Consider the following 20,614-nt stretch of genomic DNA (forward strand, 5'->3'; position numbering starts at 1 on the left):
TAGAGTCTAGACGATTCTCAACACCAGGCCTTTTAGATATTCACCTTCAGGATGGAAAATATTTATGGGGTGATCTGCTGGTTGGTGAAGCTGATGTAAAATCTGAACTTCTCTACCTGCTCTTGCGGCTGCAGAAAAAACAACCGTTCTAAACTGTTCTTGACTTACTACCTGAGAACAACTAAAAGTAAAAAGAACTCCACCAGATTTCATATTTTTCATGGCCTTCTCATTAATGGTTCTATAGCCATTTAAGCCATTTTTCAATACTTTTCGGTGTTTGGCAAAAGCCGGAGGATCCAAAACAATTACATCATACTCTTCTGGCATGTCATTCAGAAAATTGAAAACATCTGCAGTAAAGGATTGGTGATTTTGAGCCTCTGGAAAATTTATTGCTACGTTTTGATCAGTTAGATCTATCGCTCCTTGGGAACTATCCACACTATGCACTAATTCCGCATTAGCCTGCAAAGCAAAGATTGAGAAGCCACCAGAATAGCAGAATGTATTACAAACTTTTTTACCAGCACTGTATTTTTCTAATAGTTTACGATTTTCTCGCTGATCAATAAAAAAACCCGTTTTTTGACCTGTAACTACATTTATATTAAAAGTATTTCCATATTCTTTTACTAACCACTCTTCTTTTTCTTCACCGTAAACGAAACTGTCTTTTGTTTCCAATTCAGCTTTAAAAGGTAAAGTGTGAGCACTTTTATCGTACACAGATTTTAATTGATCACCTAATAGTTCTTTTAAAACTCTTAAAAAAGTATCCTTGATGCGATACATGCCCACTGTATGGGCCTGGAAGACTACACAACCATCATAATAATCAACAATTAAGCCTGGGAAGCCATCACCTTCTCCATGAACTAAACGGAAGACATTGGTATCTTCATTAGCCCACAATGCTGCAGTTTTTCTTAACTCTATTGCTGAATTAAGCTTTTTAGACCAGAAATTATCATCAATTGGCTCATCCCTAAAAGTTAGCATTCTAACGGCTATAGAGCCTACCTGATAATACCCAATTCCAATAAATCGCTTATCCTTTGTTTGAATATTGACTAAATCTCCTTCTTCAACTTCATTAGGAACCGGATAAATCGCACCTGAGAAAATCCAGGGATGAAAACGTTCCAATGATTTTTCTTTTCCTTTTTTTAAGGTGATGGTGGGAAATTCGTTTTGCATAAATTGATGATCTAAAATATTATGCAAATATGGATAAAATAATATTAGCTACATGAAAGAAAGTATCATGAATTATAAGATTAGTCCTCTAATTCACTTAATAAGCTCTCCAAATCCAGCGGTCTGGTATACATGTCTATTTCACCATCAGCAGTTGTCGGCCACTGCTCTTTTGGTCTGTCCCAATACAATTCGACTCCATTTCCGTCCGGATCATCCAAATACAAGGCTTCAGAAACTCCATGATCTGCTGCACCGGTAAAACGATACTTGGCTTCTCTGATTTTAAGAAAAATCTCAGCCAAAGCCTTCCTACTTGGGTAAACGATTGCGGTATGAAATAATCCTGGAGCATAATTAGGGGCTGGACTAGCCCCTTTGCTTTGCCAAGTATTTAAGCCAATGTGATGGTGATAGCCCCCTGCTGATAAAAATGCCGCCTGATCTCCTAATTTTTGAGTAATCTCAAATCCTAATAGACCATTATAAAAATCTAAAGCTCGATCTAAATCGGACACTTTTAAATGAACATGCCCTATTTTGGTTTGAGAAGGGATTGTATAGTCTTCCTCTCTCATGGTTTAAAAGTACTTTTTTCCCAATCTACATTGTATATAAATTCTGAAAACTCTTTTCTAGTTCTTTCCTTGCTTTCTCTGGCTTTTAGATCCTCAGGAACTTCTTCTATTGGTAGTTTATATCCTAAGGCAATAGCTGATACCACTTCAAAATCTTCCGATATCTCAAAATCTTGATGGATGTTTTCTTTTACGATCCCAGCCATTTGGTGAAGATATAAACCCATAGCTGTGGCTTGAGCTGACATATTACCCACTGCAAGACCTACATCATGCCAGCTATGCTTGTTTTCCGCACCATTCATGCTAAATGTTTTTTTAGCGATGGCAATCATCAATACGGGTGCATTTTTAGCCCAATTTTGATTATGAGGATTTATTCCATTTAATACTTTTTTATATAAAGTTTCATTTTCTTTTGTGGCTACAATAAACCTCCATGGCTGTTCATTAAAACAAGAAGCAGCCCAACGGGTGGCCTCAAATATTTGCTCTAATTGTGTAGTATTGATAGGCTCATCAGAAAAAGCCACTGTACTTTTTCTGTCTTTTAATAAGGATAATTGTTCCTGTCCTAAATTAATTTCTTCTGCTTTTATATAGGCTTGACTCATAGAAATTTATTTTTCTAACTATTACGCAGAAAAATAACCTATGTTGCTACATGTAATTTATTCATAATAAAAAAACCACCCAGTTGCCCAGGTGGTTTCGGTTATGAATAAACTGTGTGTGTTTATTATCTATTATTAATCTAGATTCTAGGTTCTAGCATCTATTATCATCTTAACTTCCGCACATTTCGCAATCATCCGGGTTATCTAGCGAGCATGCCACCTGTGCAGCTTTTAAGGCCGCTAAGTCATCTTCATTGTTCGCTGTTGGCCCTTGATTTTGCGTTGGGTTTGATGGACGATTTACTTTTGTATCCGTATTTTGAGTAATATCCTGTTGAGGCTGAGCTTCTGGCTTTGGCTCTCCCAATTGACTCTTATCCACTGTGAACTGGATAGCGCTAGTAGCTGCTTTCGATCTCAAGTAGTACATACCTGTTTTCAAGCCTTTCTTCCAAGCATAGAAATGCATAGAAGTCATTTTACCGAAATTAGGGTCTTGCATGAACAAGTTCATACTTTGAGATTGACAGATATAAGCTCCTCTATCGGCCGCCATATCAATTATTGCTTTTTGAGAAATCTCCCAAACTGTTTTATAAAGCTCTTTGATATCTTCCGGAATCTCTGGTATATCTTGAACAGAACCGTTTGCAGCAATCAATTTATTCTTCATGTTGTCATTCCACAATCCTCTTTCGATAAGGTCATGCATTAAGTGCTTGTTCACTACTACAAATTCTCCTGACAAGGTTCTTCTTGTGTAGATATTTGAAGTATAAGGCTCAAAACATTCGTTGTTTCCTAAAATCTGAGAAGTAGAAGCGGTTGGCATAGGGGCAACTAATAAAGAGTTACGCACACCGTTTTTCTTTACTTCTTGTTTTAAAGTAGTCCAATCCCATCTTTCAGAAGGAGTTACTCCCCACATGTCGAATTGGAAAATACCTTTTGAAACTGGTGAACCTTTATAAGTCTCATAAGGGCCTTCTTTGATCGCTAAATCCTTAGAAGCGGTCATAGCTGCAAAGTAGATCGTTTCAAAGATTTCCTTATTTAACTTTCTAGATTCTTCTGAATCGAAAGGATATCTTAGTAGCATGAATGCATCCGCTAAACCTTGAACCCCAAGTCCGATTGGTCTATGTCTCATATTAGAGGTTCTAGCCTCTTCAACTGGATAGTAATTTACATCAATTACACGGTTCAAGTTAATAGTAGCTGTATAAGTGATGTCATAAAGTTTCTCATGATCAAAATAATTTTGACCATTTTCATCTTTCTGAACAAACATAGGAAGCGCAATAGATGCTAAGTTACATACCGCTACCTCGTCTTTAGAAGTATATTCTAAAATTTCAGTACATAAATTTGAAGACTTAATAGTTCCTAAGTTCTTCTGGTTAGATTTCTTATTAGCAGCATCCTTATACAACATATAAGGAGTACCGGTCTCAATTTGAGATTCTAAGATTTCAAACCAAAGCTCTTGAGCTTTAACGGTTTTTCTACCTTTTCCTTCACGCTCATACTTTTCATATAATTTTTCGAAATCATCACCATATGCTTCATCTAAGCCAGGGCATTCATTCGGATCAAACAAAGTCCATTCCTCATTCGCCTCAACTCTTTTCATAAAAAGATCAGACATCCACATAGCATAGAAAAGATCTCTTGCACGCATCTCTTCTTTACCGTGGTTTTTCTTCAAGTTCAAGAAATCAAAGATATCAGCATGCCATGGCTCTAGATAGATAGCAAAGCTACCTTTTCTTTTTCCACCACCTTGATCTACATAACGAGCAGTCATATCAAAGTTTCTCAACATCGGAACAATACCATTGGAAACCCCACCTGTTCCTTTAATGTATGAACCTGTTGCTCTAACATTATGAATGCTTAGCCCTATACCTCCAGCAGATTGAGAAATTTTAGCCGTTTGCTTTAAGGTATCATAAATACCATCGATACTATCTTCCTGAATGGTTAATAAGAAACAAGAAGAAAGCTGTGGTTTAGGAGTACCTGCGTTGAAAAGAGTTGGCGTAGCATGTGTAAACCATTTCTCAGACATTAAATTATACGTCTTGATAGCTGATTCAATATCTTCCCCATGGATACCAATCGCTACTCTCATCAACATATGTTGCGGACGCTCTACTATTTTACCATCCACTTTCATTAAGTATGAGCGTTCTAAGGTTTTAAAACCAAAGAAGTCATATCCAAAATCACGATCATAAATGATAGCAGAATCTAATTGAGCTGCATGCTTTTTAATGATACCATAAGTCTCTTTTGATAATAAAGGTGCATTAGCTCCAGTTTTCGGATCTACATAAGTATAAAGTCTTTTCATAGTATTGCTGAAAGACTTACTTGTAGTTTTATGAAGATTAGATATTGCAATTCTTGCAGATAGCTTAGAATAATCCGGATGCTTCACAGTCATTGAAGCAGCAGTTTCTGCAGCTAAATTATCTAACTCTTGAGTAGTTACTCCATCATAAATTCCATTAATTACTTTTCTAGCTACATCAATTGGCTGAATGTAATTAAGATTAAGACCATAGCATAGTTTCTCTATGCGCGCTGTAATTTTATCAAATTTAACGGTTTCTCTTCTTCCGTCTCTTTTTACGACTAACATGCTGTTTAATTATGGGGTTATAGGATTACGTTTAGTTCAATTAGGTTTTAATTCCTGTCATTCAGGAATGGCACAATTCGTTTGATTTCAATTAGAAATCTTCATCTAAAGAGAATTTAGCTTTATCGCTATCTTCCTCTTTTTTCATTACACCTGCTTTTTGGTAGTCTCCCACTCTCTTTTCAAAGAAGTTCGTTTTACCTTGTAATGAAATCATCTCCATAAAATCAAATGGATTTGAAGAACCGTACACTTTATCGCAGTTTAACTCCTGCAATAAACGATCTGCTACGAATTCGATATACTGACACATGAGATCCGCATTCATTCCAATTAATTTTACAGGAAGTGAATCTGTAACAAATTCTTTTTCTATTTCTACTGCATCAGTGATGATAGCAGTTACTTTTTCTTTTGGAAGTTTATTTACCAAGTGATCGTTGTAAAGTAAACATGCGAAATCACAGTGTAATCCTTCATCTCTTGAGATTAGCTCATTAGAGAAGGTTAAACCTGGCATCAAACCTCTTTTCTTTAACCAGAAGATTGAGCAGAAACTACCAGAAAAGAAAATACCTTCCACTGCAGCAAAAGCAATAAGTCTTTCAGCATAATTTCCTTCATCTATCCACCTTAAGGCCCAATCTGCTTTTTTCTTTACGCAATCCATTGTATCAATTGCGTTAAAAAGACTACTCTTCTCTTTATTGTCTTTCACATAAGTGTCAATTAATAAAGAGTAAGTTTCTGAGTGAACATTTTCCATGGCAATTTGGAATCCATAGAAAAACTTAGCTTCTGTATATTGTACTTCTGCTACGAAGTTCTCAGCAAGGTTTTCGTTTACAATCCCATCACTAGCTGCGAAGAATGCTAATACATGCTTGATAAAGTGAGTTTCTCCTTCAGTTAGGTTTTCCCAATCTTTCATATCCTGACTAAGATCAATCTCTTCAGCAGTCCAGAAGCTTGCTTCAGCTTTTTTGTAGAAATCCCAAATGTCCTTATGCTGTATTGGGAATAATACAAAACGGTCTTTGTTTTCCTTCAAAATTGGCTCGTCTTGGAATGTGGTTACATCACTCATCTTTAAAATATTTTTTTAAAATGTTACTAAAATTCTTTTTAGAAAACAGGGCGCCTCATCATAAAGAATTCTTACTAAAGCAGATAGAAAAAATTACGCAGTCAAAAATCATTTTATTCGTCCCTATTTTCTTGACTGTGCTTACAAATATTAGCAACAGAGAGGAAAAATCAAAGGGAGAAAAGTTACCTACAGAGAGTTGTGGATAAGTATATATCTAACTCTTTATCAGGTTTTTATGCATATTAATCTCAGCAACACTTAGGGGAATTTGAGCTGTATTCGTGGATTAAAAAAAGTTTTGAAAGTTTTCCACAAGCTCAAGCAAATTAAGAATGAAAAAAATTGCATAATTTGAAGTTTATTACATCTCTAATTATTGTACAACAACCTTTCCTTCAGATCCTCAGGCATATACTCAATTTGAGGCTCATGCTGATTTAGGAAATAAGACACTGGCCCGTAGTAAGTATTGCCAGTAACTGGATCTTCAAATTTTCTGTATACGCCTTTCTTCATTTTATTTGACAAAGCAGCTGATACAGAGCTTCTTACTTTAGATTTATTAAGGTCTGGTTCTTTTTCTAAAATAAAGTCAACCACTTCATTAGTTTTGATCAATTTCCGCCTATAATCAATAAAAAAGGCTATTTTCTTGGTCCATGGCCATTGATCGTGATAAGTATTTGTTTTTTGATGCATCAAGTTTTGAGCATCACTATCCTGAAATAAAGGAACATTCACTAAAGCCGATAAATGACTATCTATCTCTTCAATTTCTGCTTTAAATTGATTGATCTTCATCTGCAGAGCTTTCTTTTTATCGCCAAGGGCTTTTATATATAAATCGGTATATTTTTCAGGAATATTTACTTTCATTATTTGAGATTGAATTTTTCAAATTTATAATCAAATTAAAGCAATTCAAGCAGTATAAGCAAGCATTTCAAGCGTTTTTATAACTCATTTGTCAATTTAAAAGCCCTTAAAAGCTTTTATCGCTTGCTTTACCAGCTAAAGCAAGCAATATTAACAACGCTTATCATTTGTGCAGAACCTTCTCACCTCTAGAAAATCAACAGAATAATTAAGCTTTTGTATATAGAAATAAAATCCCTATATTTGCATTCCTTTTGGGAAATAGTATACGTATTTAAACAAATTATTAGATGTACGCAATTGTAGACATAGCCGGAAAGCAGTTCAAAGTAACGCAAGACCAGTACGTTTACGCTCCAAAGATGGAGGGTGAAGATGGCGCTTCCGTAGAATTCGACAAAGTATTATTAGTTGACAATGATGGAAAAGTCGAAGTTGGTGCTCCTGTTGTTAAGGGCGCTAAGGTATCAGGGAAAATCCTTGGTCATGTAAAAGGTGATAAAGTAGTTGTATTCAAAAAGAAAAGAAGAAAAGGATACAAAAAGAGAAACGGTCACCGTCAAGATTTCACAAAAGTTTTAATCGAAAAAATTACTAAATAATATAATACCATGGCACACAAAAAAGGAGTTGGTAGTTCCAAAAACGGAAGAGAATCGGAAAGTAAACGATTAGGTGTTAAAATTTATGGCGGTCAAGCTGCTGTAGCTGGTAACATCTTAGTTCGTCAGCGTGGTACTGCTCATCACCCAGGTAATAATGTGGGTATGGGAAAAGATCATACATTATTTGCACTTACTGATGGAGTAGTTCAATTTAAAAAAGGTAAAAAAGACAGATCGTATGTTTCTGTTGAGCCTGTAAATTAAGATCAACAACATTTAAGATATAAAGCCTTTCATACGAAAGGCTTTTTTTGTTTCAATACATTCCTAATGCAATCAATATTAGCAGCTTACCAACTTATCCATTGATAAGCTCATAGAAATTGTATTTAGTCGATGATTTATTCCCCTTTTATCGAATAAATGTAATGAGTACCTATAAATACTCATAAAATTATATTTTTATTGTTAAATTCCAATGTACTCGCTTTTAGTTCTTCTATTCTGTAATAAATAATTTATTATATTATAGAAGATTCGAAATATAATATGCGTTTTGAGGAATCGTATTTTACATATCATCACCTTTATGCTATTCAGTTTTCCATTGCTGAGCAATTCAAAGACTGATAGTCTTAAACGCTTGTTACCGAAGGCAAATGCCCAACAAAAAATCACCCTCCTACATTTATTGATTTTTGAAAATTGGCTCAATCAACCTGATTCTGCAGAAATATATGCTGAACAAGCCTTAATTATTTCTAGAAGATTAAATGACCAAAAAAATATTTCAAAATCTTTAAGGCTTTTAGGTGGTACATTTAATTACAAAGGAGAATTTGAAAAAGCCTTGAAATACAACGTTGAGGCTTTGGAAATTGCTAATCAAATTAATGATTCTATCTTAATGCATAATGCTTTAAACAATATAGGATTTGTAAATATTAGCTTAGGGAATTTTCAGAATGCATTGGAGTACCTCATGCGTTCATACGAAATGAAAAAGAAATTGAAGGTAACTTATGGTTTAGAACATACATTAAATAATATAGGTTTGGTTTATCAGCAAGCACTGATGTTTGATAGTGCACATCATTATCTTCAAAAAGGTCTGATGGTAGCTAAAAAGAACCAAGACTATGAGTTAATGATTTACTCACAAAATAATATTGGCAATACACATCTCAAGCAATTTGAATTTGATGAGGCAGAAAAATATTTCAGATCCTCTTTAAGATATACGCAGAAGCATGAAAACAGAAATTGGCAGGCCGTAACATTATACGGAATGGGACAGGTTATGCTTTTTAAAGCACAATATGATTCAGCAAGATACTATCTCAACCAATCATTTTCCATCAGAGAGTCCATTAAAGACCAAAAAGGGATGGGAGAAATTTACTTATGGCTAGCAAAATTAAATTTCATGCAAGGCGAGGAAGAACAGTCTCTGTCTTTTTTACGAAAGGGTGATTCCATAGCTAATAAAATCAAAGCCAAGGATTTGCTTATTAAAATAAATGAAGTTGAAGCTATGATTCAGCAAAAATTAGGAAACTTTGAGAAAGCCAATGAAATTCTGAGTACGAATTTAAAGCTCAAAGACTCATTATATGTAAATGCATTAGGTCGTAATCTTAGTTTAATTAACTTAAAACTACGGGAAAATCAAAACAGGATACTTCTACAAGAAAGTCAAATCGCATTAAAAGAAAAGAGTTTTCAAAATTTGGTATACATTTCCATATTAATATTGATAATACCTTTTTCATTTCTACTGGTTCTGATTTTTCAGCGAAATAGAAAAATAAATAATACTCTTAAAAAGCAGAATGATAAGGTAGAGGCCCAAAAGGAAGAGATAGAAACACAAAAAGAGTATTTAGAGCAAAATTTAAAAAAGCTAGAAGATGCTAAAAACGTAATAAGTCAACAAAAAGAAGAATTAGAAATACTTAACCAGCAATTAGCAGGAACTGTTGACAAAAGAAATATTGAACTCAAGTCAGTAAACGAAAGATTGAGAACAACTAGTCTTGAGCTTGATAATTTTATTTATAAATCTTCCCATGACATTAAAGGCCCAATAGTAAGGTTAATGGGTATTTGTGATTTAGCCTTACAAGATGTTGAAGATGCGAAAGCTTTGAACTATTTCAGCATGCTGGATAAGGCTGCATTACGATTGAATATCATTATTGAATCATTGAAATTAATTAGTGAATTGCAGGAAAAACAACTGAAAAATCGATTGATCGATTTTAGGACAATCTTACAAGATTCTTTCAATGAAGCTGCTTACATTGAAAATATTAAAGTATTTAAGCTCAATATTGACATTGAAAAAAACTTCCTTTTCTATTCTGATGAGTCTCTAGTTAAGTTAATAGCATTTAATCTTATTCAGAACTCATTACAGTTAATGAAAAGTGAAAACTTGAAAAATTATCATATTACTTTTTCAGTTTCACAGAAATCTGATGATATTTCTATGCTTTTCAAACTAGATGGCCTTAAATTAATTGATGATGAAACCAATAAATTAATGAATGGATTTTCAAAGGCTCAAAATGAATATGAAAACATTAGTATTGGTTTGTATACTGTAAAACAATGTATCCAAAAATTAAATGGAAACTTAACTATAAAATCTTCAAAGGGAAAAGATACCATTTTCGAAGTTTCACTGCCTAAAACTGTCCAATAGAGCTATTCATCATCTTGAACATTGATTGAAACACTACCGCCCAAAGTGGTAGAAACACCAACTCTTACTCCCCAACCTTTGTATTGAAAATTTTCATATTGAGTAGCAACTTCTATTCTAAAGAATTTCAAGATTCCCTCTAAGGAGTAGCCTATTTCTGAATAATTTTTACTATCAGGTGTAAACAAATAATTTATAAATGCTCCTTCTTTGAACCCCATGAAACGAGTAGCAGGGATTTGAGTGATTAACAACTTTCTAAACCTATGAAAGATAAAATTTTCAGCATAAAACTGATCTGTACTGTACCTATAATAATCTAACAACCTAAAAGATTCAACTGGATCATTTTGCGTGAAAAATGCTCTATTCCCAGCAAAATGCGCATAATCCATAAACCCTAAGGAATTATTATTTAAAAAAGCTCCTATTCTAGTATTAAAATAAGTTCTTCCCTTAGCTCCGAAATCAAATTCATCTTTATACCCAATTTCCAATCGATCAAAATCTACATCACTGCCAAATATACCGTTGAATCCTTTAAAATATGAAAAGGAAAAATTAGTAGCTCGTTGATTAACCGGTCTTTTAATACCATTACTAATTACGTATTTTATAAAAGGCTTATAATGAAATTTTAAATTTGCTGTAAAAGCTGTCTGACCATCAAAATCTGAAATGGGGTTTATATTTACGGGATAATTAGGTGTAAATTCTCTTCGCCAATCAATAATTCTGAAATCCGCTTTATTTAATAGCCTATTCCGTTCCTCGTATTCAACTTCTGCTGACATCCTTAATTTACTTGAAAAACGCTTACTATAATTTAACCTTATAAAATCTTTCTCATAAAGCTTCATGAAATTTTGCTCCCAAATAGTTGTAAAACTAGTATTCAGCAAGGGTAAAACAGCGGGCGCATCATTAAATTGAGACACATAACGCCCTACACGTAATGCTAAATCTCCAGTTTTATATTGATAGCGAGCAAGCACTTTCCCTGTTACTTTATTTCTAGCTACAGAATATCGAACTGTTGGTTTAAAAACTACAAACGAATTTCTGTTATGAAAGCTCCAGTCAACTGTGGATCGATCTATTGTGGAATCTCGATTTAGAGAAATAAACTTCTTCAGACCAATACTGTAATCGAAGTTCAATCCTTCAACAGTATTATAATTTATATTAAATATGGGATTATATATTTTAAATCTCCACTGTCCCGTGCTATCCAGCTTATAATTTCCACCGAATAAAATATCCTGAATTTGGAATGTTGATTTATTCTTATTCTTAACGGAATCTTTGGCTGCTTTTTCTTCCTGAATTACATTTAAGCTATCTAGTTTAGCGTATCCTCTTGTTTCATTAGTTGAAAGAGGGATCGGCCTAATTTGTGCCCAAAAGTTTGAATCTAGATTGAAAGCTGAAGAGTCCATCTTATATTCATATACTCCTATCACATCTTGCTTTGCTAGTGAATCCTGTTGTGTCTTTCTATAGTCTTTCATAATATCTGATAAATCATCAGATTTAACCACTACCTGTTCTTTCTTAGTTTCAACCAATTCATTTGCCTCTTCAATAATTTCTTCTGTCATTCTGCCTTGCTCATCATCACCCTCATCTATTATTTTCAGTTGCTTCGGCAGAGCAGGATTTAATTCAATATTATAATTACTCATAGATGCAAGGTATTTCCCTTCAAATCCTACTCCCATTAGTTTTCCATCTACATCAAACTGATGGGTAATAGGCATCCACGCAAGGTCTTTTATATTTTGATACACTTGCCTTATACGTACTTCTATTCCCAGTTCAACCTGTGCTTTTAAGTCAACTCGAAATAATGCCCAATCTTCTTCCACTAATTGGATGTCGCCTTCAAATACATTTGGGCCTGGTACTTTTGGAATGACTTTAATTTTATTAATGAGATGTTTTCCATCCATAAATGCCCCTAAATGTTTAAATCTATAATAGCGAAATGCTTTGGAAGATAAAGGAGAAATTACAGATGCAATCTCATCTTGATAAAAACTTCCTGCTATGAACCTCATAGGATTAGCGTTAAAGTCTGTTTTCTTAGATGCATAAACAGAAATTACTTTTTCCGAAAATTGATTAGGCCTCCTATAGCTAACTTCACTTACTGATTCTGAAATAATTAAGGTTTCTTCATCTATCCCTTCTTTTTTTAGCATGCTAGATAAATAAAAAGGAATATCCGTAGCTCGACCTTTACCTTTCACATAAACTCTAGCAGAATATGCATCTACTTGCTGACGATGATAACTACTTTTGGCAATAGCCTTTCTCATCATCCAGTTAGCAGGATCTGTTGCTTTTGCAGATGTAGTAACTTCATCTAACAGTAAAGTTTGTTTTGGAAGTTGAACATCTAATTGAATGAATTGGTCTTGTACTGAAATCTGTTTTACTACGGTTTCATAACCTACAAATTTATACTGAAGTGTGTACTCCCCTTCTTCAAGTTGAAGCTCATAATATGCTTCTTGATTTGTAGAGGTACCCGAACCCGTTTCTTGCACATAGATGGTGGCAAAAGGTAATTCTTCTCCACTATCACTATAAACAACTCCTCTAACTCCTACTTGTCCAAAAAGATGTGATACGGATAAAACAAATAAAATTAAGCTTACTAGGTTCTTCATTTTGTTGGTTCTAATGAATGGTTCAAGGTTTTAATTAAGGTTGATAGCTGTAGCTTAACAGAATTTAAATGTAAAGCTTTTTTCCTTTAATTCTATCTAAAACCACATCAGGCACAAGATATTTTACTGAACGGTTATTTTTTATGGATTTTCGTATAAAAGTAGCAGAAATATCCATCATCGGTGCTTCTACAAAACGCACATTTTTATGCTCTTCCAATTCAGATTTTTTAGCATTGGGTCTTGGATAGACTAATAAGCCATAATCTCTTAATATCACATCTGAATTTTTCCATTTCGGGAAGCTCTTCAGATTGTCTTCTCCAATTATCAATTTAAAATGGTGATCAGGGTTTTGATCAGTAAGATAAGCCAGAGTATCAGCCGTATAACTTGGCTTTGGCATATTAAACTCAATATCTGATACTTTCATATGAAAATGGTCCGCTATGGCAGCTTCCACCAAATCATAACGATCAAATTCATGGGCTAAGGATTTTTGCTTTTTAAAAGGACTTTGGGGAGATACAATAAACCACACTTCATCTACATCAGGCTCCTCAAGCATAGTGTTTGCAATTATTAAATGTCCAACATGAATAGGATTAAAGGAACCGAAAAAAAGCCCTACATTTTTACTCATATTACTATTCTTTCAAAAAATCAGACACTAACTTTTCTGCTTTATTAAGTGAGGTAGGTAAATCTTCATTTACCAGAACATAATCAAATTCCTTTTCAAATGTCATCTCAAATTTTGCCTTATATAATCGTTGAGATAAACTGGAGGAGGATTCAGAATTTCTTTTTTTCAATCTATCTTCTAAAACCTCAAGAGAAGGGACTTTAACAAAAACCGCTAAAGCGTTATCACCAAAATATTTTTTCAGCTTTAAACCACCTTTTACATCTACATCAAAAATTACAGCTTTCCCTTGGTCCCAAATTCTTTGAACTTCTTCTTTTAATGTGCCGTAGAAATTGCCCTCGTAGACTTCTTCCCATTCTACAAATTCATCTTTGTCGATCCGGTTTTTGAATTCCTCAACTGAAAGGAAATAGTAATCAACTCCATCTACTTCGCTTCTACCTCTTTTATCACGAGTACATGCTGAGATGGAAAACCCTAGATTAGAATGTTCATTAAGTAAATGTTGTACGATAGTTGTTTTTCCTGAGCCAGAGGGGGCAGAAAATATAATGGCTTTGCCGCTTTCTTTCATTTTGGGGAAGCTGTTTCTAAAATTTTATTTTGAATAGAATTTGCTAAGCCAACCGGAGAGGCTGCAGCTTTGATCCCTGTTTTAAGTTTATCCTTTATCGTTTTACTTAAAAGATATTCTTCTCTGCAGGCTTCACAGTTCTCCAAATGATCCATTAATTCTTGATGTTGCTCTTCAGAAGCTTGCCCGTCAATTACAATTTGTAATAATTCTGTACACGCTTGTTTTTGCTCAACTTCCATGATATGGTTTTTCATTAAAAAATTTGGCTTTGCCAATCAATCTACAAATATGCCCAATGTTTTCTTCTCCTAAAAACTCTCCCAACTATTTTCTTTTATCTTTATAGCCTAAAGAGCTAGCATATTGTTTCAATTTATCTTTTAGTAAATTTCTAGCTCTATGTAATCTACTTCTTACTGTACCTATCGGAATATCAAGAATTTTCGCCATCTCTTCATAGGTAAATCCTTCTAGGTCACACAAAATTATTACAGTTCTAAAATCGACATCAAGCGAATTGAGTGCGTTTGTGATTTCATCCCCTATTAAATGCTGAACAGTTTCAACTCTTAGATCTGTTGTAATATTCTCATTTACAGAATCTGAATTGTAAAAAGTTTCAACCTCTTGGTAATCTACCTTGCTCGGTTGCTTACTTTTTTTCCTATAATTGTTAATGAAACTATTCTTCAAGATTCGAAACAGCCATGCTTTAGCATTGGTTCCCGTTTCAAAGGAATTGATAAAGCGGAAAGCCTTCATAAAAGTTTCTTGCACTAAATCCTTAGCATCATCTTCATCCAAAGTAAGCCTAAAGGCAAAGTTATACATCGCATCAACATGCGGCATAAACTCTTGATTAAAAACTTTTTGCCTATCATTCTTATTGTATGACATACTTTCCCCCACTCTAATTGAAATTTAGTAATTATGTATATAACCCCAATAAAAAAATAAGGTTATCAATTTACTTTTACGATTTATGAAGAAAATGTTAAAGGGAAAGGTTTATAAATTTTTGGATTTATTCACTATTTGATGATTCTATTTCTAGAAGTGATTTAACAATCAAACAAAGTGTGGTTATTTAATCAATTTGTAATTTTTAGTAGTGAACAATTTTTTACCTCCTAGTAAATTATTCTCAATCCAAGTCAATATTTTTACTTTAATAGCTTTTTTTGTCAATCGATTTTCCGGGCTTTTAGAGTATTTTGAATAATTCAATTGATCTTTCCAATCCATTGCAGCTATCCAATCTTTCATCACTTTTGGATGAGTCCCTTTAAACTTTGGAAATTGTAGCATTGGCCCGTAATCAAATTCTTTAGGTTTAATAAAATCATTCTCATCTACTTTATTAGAATGAATTTTATTCAATGATGCAGATTTTTTAGTCATTAATTTTGGAGGCCTCACCCAGCCATAATGATAAATGTAGGCCTCTAATTTTTTAACCCCTAGTTTAAAAGTCCCTTCTTTAACTCTGTAATTCAATCCGTCAAAATTTGGAATCCTTCTGAAGGATTGGGCAGATTTCCAACTATGAATATCTTTCTTATTTCTTACTATTCTAATTTCAGATGGATACCAGCCATGCTTATGCTGATAATGATCAAAATCACCCCAGAAGTGGATGTAATTGAATAAAAACCCCTCCACTCTTTCATCATCTAAATTTTTCTCACACATCGATTTTATTTCAGCATGGTATTTTTCATGAACAACTTCATCCGCCTGCAAATAAAATAACCAATCTCCTGTGCATTCAGCTTTGGCAATATCAGTTTGGTGAGCATTTTCCATCCCTCTTGGATATTTTGCCGTATCCCAAGTAGTATGAATAATTTTAATTTTAGGACTGTTCAATGATTCAATCAATTCTTGTGTATTGTCATCAGGGTCACAATCGCCTAAAGCCACCACGAATTCATCTACCAAATCTAATATAGAAGCTATTGACTCCTTAATGGGGTAATAAAGTTTTGATACATTCTTAACCATTGTAAAGCCACTGATCTTCATAAGTAATATTTTTAATTTTATTAATCTGTTTCTTTTTAATTCAGTAATTTTGGAATCTAAAAGATATTTCAAAATAGATCTATTCTATGAGTAAATCCTCACCTGAATTATATTTCCATGTTGGTCTTGGTAAAACCGCATCTACCTTTCTTCAAGATCGGTTTTTTCCAAAATTAAAAGGTATACACTACACCCCCTCAAACATATACAGATTTTTTCCAAAAATTATAAAAAAAGGGAGTTATGATCGTTACTTATTCTCTAGAGAATTTGACAGACAATTTTATGATGAAACTCAAAAAATTGCCGATATATCTCCAGATACAAATATCATTATTATTTTAAGAAAACATGATAGTTGGATAGCTTCTCAATATAGAAGATATGTCAAAAATGGTGGTAAGCAGGATTTTGAACAGTTTATTGATTTAGAAAAAGATCAAGGTGCATGGAAACAAAAGGATTTATATTTCTATCCAATGCTAGAGTTCATTAAAGAAAAATTCACAAAGCAACCTTTGGTTTTATTTCATGAAGATTTAAAAAAGGATCAAAAGAGCTTTTTAGATAGAATTGCCAATTATTTAAAAGCAGAATACAACATTAGTGATATCAATTTAAATCCAAAACATACTGCTTACAGTGACCACCAATTACAATTAGTTAAAAGATATAGTCCAATTGATAAAGATAATGAAACACACTACTCTAACCGAATTTGGACTTTTATTACCTATAGGTCTAAATGGATAATAAATCATCTGGTTTTATATTCAGCTAATTTGATTCCTAAATCAAAGCATGAAAATCTAGTAAGTGTTGAGCATCAAAAAAGAATTAACACTTTTTACCAAGAGGATTGGAATAGATGTATCGATTTTGCGAAAAAATATTCAGCTTAAAGTTAATTAAATGAAAATCAGCGCAAATATTATCACCTTTAATGAGGAGAAGAATATCGAAAAATGTATAAAATCCATTCAAGCCGTAGCTGACGAAATCATTATTGTAGATAGTTATTCAACTGACAAGACAGAAGAAATTGCAAATAGCTTCAATAAAACTAGATGGATACAGCATAAATTTGAAGGTTATGGACAACAAAAAAATATTGCTCTCAGGCAAAGCCAATTTGACTATATTCTTTCAATAGATGCTGATGAAACCTTAAGCTTAGAATTACAAGAGGAAATTATTCATTTAAAAGAATCATCAATTGAGAAGTCAAAAGCATTTTATATTCCGCGCCTAAATAATTATTGTGGGAAATGGATAAAACATGGAGGTTGGTACCCTGACAGGAAAATCAGACTTTGGAATAAAAACTTTGGTCAGTGGACTCCTGATTTACATGAAAAAGTGATTTTGAAGAATGGAGTTGAACCAGCAAAGCTAAAGGGTGATATACTGCATTATACTACTGACTCAATCAGTACACATATAGATCAAGTAAACAAGTTTTCAGAAATAGCAGCTGCTCAATTATTGAAAAGTAAGAAAAAGCAGAACGCTATTTTTAAAATGCTTTTTGATCCACCTTTTATGTTTATCAAGAAATATTTCTTTCAATTAGGGTTTTTAGATGGTTTTTATGGCTTTGCTATTGCCATTATTTCTGCACATGCAAAATTCTTAAAATACGCTAAGTATTACCAAAAAAGTAAATTCAAGCAATGAAAGTATTGCATGTAAGCACAGAAAAAGTTTGGAGAGGTGGTGAGCAACAAATCGCTTATCTGATAGAATCTTTACAACAACTAGGTGTGGAAAATGTACTCATCTGCAATAAAAACAGCAAAATGCATCACTATGCTAAAATAAACAAACTAAATTATAGAGCTGTAAGGATTAAGAATTCAATTGACCTTTTAGCAATTAATTCCTTTGTCAAAATTTTTAAAGAAGTAAAAGCTGACATTGTTCATCTACATAACTCAAAGGCTCATACACTGTCTTTATTAGCTAACCTCTTCGTGCCTAAGCAAAAGTTTGTTTTACACAGAAGAGTTTCATTTCCTATCTCTGCAGGTTTTATCAATAAAATAAAATACAACGCTAATTCTTTAAAAAGAATCATTTGTATTTCAAAAGAAATTCAAACTCGTGTCCAAAACATTACCGATATTTCCAAGACTGAGGTTATTTACAGTGGAATCAACCTTGATAAATTCAATAATCCTATAAAAGAAATTGATTTCAGAGATAGATTTCAAATCGACTCCGAACAAATAATTATTGGAGGTGTAGGAGCTTTAAGCATTGAAAAAGATTTTAATACTTTCATAAATACCGCTTCTATAGCTCTAAAAAAGGTTCCTAATTTGTCTTTTTTAATTGTTGGCGATGGACCTGAAAAAGACAAATTGAAAGAGATAATCAACCAATTAGGGTTGAATCAAAAGATAATACTCACTGGTTTTTTAGATAATATTCCCTCATTACTTTCACAATTAGATATTTTCATGCTCTGTTCGCAATCAGAGGGATTAGGAACTAGTTTTTTAGATGCCTTTGCCAGTAAATTACCAGTTGTAGCCACAAGAACGGGTGGTGTGCCTGAAATTGTTATTCACAATAAAACAGGGCTTATTACGGAACCAGGTAATACCGAGCTACTAGCACAATTTATAATCGAGTTGGCACAAAATCCTGAGAAAAGGAAAAAATTAGGAGAATCGGCCAAAAAATTTGTGAAAGATTTCTCAATAGAGGAAATGGCCAAAAGACATTTTAATCTATACAAAAAGATACTGAATTCATGAGTAAAGCCAGTGTGATAATATCTTTCTATAACAGGATAGATCAGCTAAAATTGATCTTAACCGCATTGAATCAGCAAACTTTCTCTGATTTTGAAGTAATTATTTCTGATGATGGCTCCAATAAAGAAGTGGTGGATGAAATTCAAAATATAATAAATCAATATTCATTTGACATTACTCATGTTTGGCATCCCGATAATGGATTTAATAAAACCAAAATCCTCAATAAATCAATTATATCTAGTAAAGCAGATTATTTAATATTTATTGACGGAGACTGTATCCCTGCTAACACTTTTATAGATGACCATCTGAAATACAGCCAAGACAAAAGAGTATTAATAGGGCGAAGAGTCGAGCTATCTCTCAAATTGTCCGAAAAAATTACCTCAGAATATATACAATCAAGGAAGTTTAAATGGTTATCTAGTATTGCTCTTTTGGATAGTTTTAAGAGTGATACCCGTAAAGCGGAGGCTGGTATAAGAATGAGCAGCAAGTGGATAAATGAAAAATTAGGGTCATATAATAAAGGAATATTAGGTTGTAACTTCTCTATTCATAAAACTCTATTACTTGAACTAAATGGATTCGATGAGCGATATATTTATCCTGGGGTAGGTGAAGACACAGAGCTTAGAGAACGCGTACGTCATGCAGGTCTTGAGATTTTTAAACCTAAATTCGCATTAGTTCAATACCATTTATGGCATAAAAAACAAAGCCGATCAGGTCAAGCTGAAAACATGAAATTGCTTAAAGAAACTATGGAAAACAAGTATATTAAAACACCATACGGAATCAATAAAGAATAGCTCACTTTTTTAAGCCAAAAAATTTCTTCAAACGATACCTGAAATATTTCCATTTATAGCTTTTTCTATGCTTGCCCAGAAATAAGAAGTTTTCATTATTCCGAATATTCCCATCAATATAATGTAAAGGAAAGTCATTTTTCCATGCAGCATAGTTAAAGCTTAACTGATCTCTTTTACTCCCTTTTATCAACTCGCCCCACCATGCTTCCATCAATTTAATGACTTCAGGATCATTGTGCTTTCGAATTAAAACTCCAGCAGCAATAAGGCCATTATTTACCGGGTAGCCTTCCGCTCTATACTGTTCAACCTGCCTTCTCATCACTTCCGGATCGTCCTTGAAAAATCCGTTCTCTTTGCCCAATGCAATTATAGCTTCGTATTCATCATAAACACAATTTCTTGAATCGCTACTTTGAGCATGATCAAAAATCACCATTTTCTTCTGACTCAAATGATGGTTTATAAAATCAGTGACATTTCTCCTAACAAGAAAATTTCCGTCCATATAAATTGAATAATCGTAATCACTCAGATACTTATGTGGCAATAATTTAAATTTCCTATTATTTTTTGTATTGTCATCAAATTCAGTTTCTACTTGTATAACTTTCCAAGTTTTGGACTTGAATGGCTGATCCGTAAAACAGATGTAGTCTATACCGTGAATCTTTCTTTGTGGGATGAGATCGTTATAAGGACCAAAAATGGCTGTATATATTACTATTTTATTGCTCATAACAAAAAATGAAGCTTTAGATAAAACTAAAGCTTCATTTCATAAGATA

20 protein-coding genes are annotated in these 20,614 nt (G+C 33.3%); 7 read left to right on the forward strand and 13 right to left on the reverse strand.

The genetic code is table 11. From position 1 onward, the window contains the following. Window positions 1-6: 6 nt before the first annotated feature. From QYS47_RS16495 to QYS47_RS16520, 6 genes are all read right to left on the reverse strand, one after another. A complete protein-coding gene (locus QYS47_RS16495; RefSeq protein WP_322347168.1) occupies window positions 7-1,200 on the reverse strand; it encodes a class I SAM-dependent rRNA methyltransferase in 1,194 nt (397 codons plus the stop codon). Window positions 1,201-1,280: 80 nt separating this feature from the next. Further along, window positions 1,281-1,778, reverse strand: coding sequence for a VOC family protein (locus QYS47_RS16500; RefSeq protein ID WP_322347169.1), 498 nt, complete (start codon window positions 1,776-1,778; stop codon window positions 1,281-1,283). Then, window positions 1,775-2,392, reverse strand: a complete 618-nt coding sequence (locus tag QYS47_RS16505) for a nitroreductase family protein (protein ID WP_322347170.1) — start codon at window positions 2,390-2,392, stop codon at window positions 1,775-1,777. The genes QYS47_RS16500 and QYS47_RS16505 overlap by 4 nt, the downstream gene beginning before the upstream one ends. A gap of 172 nt (window positions 2,393-2,564) precedes the next feature. Further along, window positions 2,565-5,042, reverse strand: coding sequence for a ribonucleoside-diphosphate reductase subunit alpha (locus QYS47_RS16510; RefSeq protein WP_322347171.1), 2,478 nt, complete (start codon window positions 5,040-5,042; stop codon window positions 2,565-2,567). Window positions 5,043-5,133: 91 nt separating this feature from the next. Then, window positions 5,134-6,129: a ribonucleoside-diphosphate reductase small subunit gene (locus tag QYS47_RS16515; RefSeq protein WP_308355650.1), complete on the reverse strand. Its 996-nt coding sequence runs from the start codon at window positions 6,127-6,129 to the stop codon at window positions 5,134-5,136. A 372-nt stretch (window positions 6,130-6,501) separates the two neighbouring features. Continuing rightward, window positions 6,502-7,008, reverse strand: a complete 507-nt coding sequence (locus tag QYS47_RS16520; protein ID WP_308355648.1) for a hypothetical protein — start codon at window positions 7,006-7,008, stop codon at window positions 6,502-6,504. A 290-nt stretch (window positions 7,009-7,298) separates the two neighbouring features. Here QYS47_RS16520 and rplU point away from each other — a divergent pair, with 290 nt between their 5' ends. The 3 genes from rplU to QYS47_RS16535 all read left to right on the forward strand — a co-directional run bounded on the left by rplU (window position 7,299) and on the right by QYS47_RS16535 (window position 10,320). Next, window positions 7,299-7,610, forward strand: coding sequence for a 50S ribosomal protein L21 (gene rplU, locus QYS47_RS16525; RefSeq protein ID WP_302102270.1), 312 nt, complete (start codon window positions 7,299-7,301; stop codon window positions 7,608-7,610). A gap of 9 nt (window positions 7,611-7,619) precedes the next feature. Next, window positions 7,620-7,877: a 50S ribosomal protein L27 gene (gene rpmA / locus QYS47_RS16530; protein ID WP_308355647.1), complete on the forward strand. Its 258-nt coding sequence runs from the start codon at window positions 7,620-7,622 to the stop codon at window positions 7,875-7,877. 379 nt (window positions 7,878-8,256) lie between these two features. Next, a complete protein-coding gene (locus QYS47_RS16535) occupies window positions 8,257-10,320 on the forward strand; it encodes a tetratricopeptide repeat-containing sensor histidine kinase (RefSeq protein ID WP_322347172.1) in 2,064 nt (687 codons plus the stop codon). A 2-nt stretch (window positions 10,321-10,322) separates the two neighbouring features. Here QYS47_RS16535 and QYS47_RS16540 read toward each other — a convergent pair whose 3' ends face one another. The 6 genes from QYS47_RS16540 to QYS47_RS16565 all read right to left on the reverse strand — a co-directional run bounded on the left by QYS47_RS16540 (window position 10,323) and on the right by QYS47_RS16565 (window position 16,246). Continuing rightward, entirely contained in the window at window positions 10,323-12,995 is a 2,673-nt protein-coding gene (locus tag QYS47_RS16540) for a DUF5686 and carboxypeptidase regulatory-like domain-containing protein (RefSeq protein WP_322347173.1), read from the reverse strand. A 64-nt stretch (window positions 12,996-13,059) separates the two neighbouring features. Then, window positions 13,060-13,638 carry a nicotinate (nicotinamide) nucleotide adenylyltransferase gene (nadD, locus tag QYS47_RS16545; RefSeq protein WP_322347174.1) on the reverse strand — a complete coding sequence of 193 codons (579 nt, stop codon included), beginning with the start codon at window positions 13,636-13,638 and terminating at the stop codon, window positions 13,060-13,062. Window positions 13,639-13,642: 4 nt separating this feature from the next. Then, complete coding sequence (gmk, locus tag QYS47_RS16550) at window positions 13,643-14,218, reverse strand: guanylate kinase (protein WP_322347175.1); 576 nt, start codon at window positions 14,216-14,218, stop codon at window positions 13,643-13,645. After that, the gene (locus tag QYS47_RS16555; protein WP_308355641.1) at window positions 14,215-14,475 is read right to left on the reverse strand and encodes a zf-HC2 domain-containing protein; all 261 of its coding nucleotides are present in this window, start codon (window positions 14,473-14,475) and stop codon (window positions 14,215-14,217) included. Before QYS47_RS16555 ends, gmk begins: the two co-directional genes overlap by 4 nt. A 70-nt stretch (window positions 14,476-14,545) precedes the next feature. Next, window positions 14,546-15,118 (reverse strand): sigma-70 family RNA polymerase sigma factor, encoded by a 573-nt coding sequence (locus QYS47_RS16560; protein ID WP_308355640.1) that lies wholly within the window; start codon window positions 15,116-15,118, stop codon window positions 14,546-14,548. Between the two features lie 186 nt (window positions 15,119-15,304). Next, window positions 15,305-16,246: a glycosyltransferase family protein gene (locus QYS47_RS16565; protein ID WP_322347176.1), complete on the reverse strand. Its 942-nt coding sequence runs from the start codon at window positions 16,244-16,246 to the stop codon at window positions 15,305-15,307. 86 nt (window positions 16,247-16,332) lie between these two features. Here QYS47_RS16565 and QYS47_RS16570 point away from each other — a divergent pair, with 86 nt between their 5' ends. Genes QYS47_RS16570 through QYS47_RS16585 form a run of 4 tightly spaced genes read left to right on the forward strand, consistent with a single transcriptional unit; the run spans window position 16,333 to window position 19,823 of the window. After that, on the forward strand, window positions 16,333-17,148 hold the full coding sequence (locus tag QYS47_RS16570; RefSeq protein WP_322347177.1) for a hypothetical protein: 816 nt from the start codon (window positions 16,333-16,335) through the stop codon (window positions 17,146-17,148). Window positions 17,149-17,158: 10 nt separating this feature from the next. Next, a complete protein-coding gene (locus QYS47_RS16575; RefSeq protein WP_322347178.1) occupies window positions 17,159-17,923 on the forward strand; it encodes a glycosyltransferase family 2 protein in 765 nt (254 codons plus the stop codon). Continuing rightward, on the forward strand, window positions 17,920-19,008 hold the full coding sequence (locus QYS47_RS16580) for a glycosyltransferase family 4 protein (protein ID WP_322347179.1): 1,089 nt from the start codon (window positions 17,920-17,922) through the stop codon (window positions 19,006-19,008). Before QYS47_RS16575 ends, QYS47_RS16580 begins: the two co-directional genes overlap by 4 nt. Beyond that, window positions 19,005-19,823, forward strand: coding sequence for a glycosyltransferase (locus tag QYS47_RS16585; protein WP_322347180.1), 819 nt, complete (start codon window positions 19,005-19,007; stop codon window positions 19,821-19,823). Before QYS47_RS16580 ends, QYS47_RS16585 begins: the two co-directional genes overlap by 4 nt. Window position 19,824: 1 nt before the next feature. On the opposite strand, the gene QYS47_RS16590 is transcribed toward QYS47_RS16585, so the two are convergent. Further along, window positions 19,825-20,565 carry a glycosyltransferase domain-containing protein gene (locus tag QYS47_RS16590; protein ID WP_308355634.1) on the reverse strand — a complete coding sequence of 247 codons (741 nt, stop codon included), beginning with the start codon at window positions 20,563-20,565 and terminating at the stop codon, window positions 19,825-19,827. Between the last annotated feature and the right edge of the window lie 49 nt (window positions 20,566-20,614).

It is taken from the genome of Marivirga arenosa (assembly GCF_030503875.2).
Taxonomy (GTDB): domain Bacteria; phylum Bacteroidota; class Bacteroidia; order Cytophagales; family Cyclobacteriaceae; genus Marivirga; species Marivirga arenosa.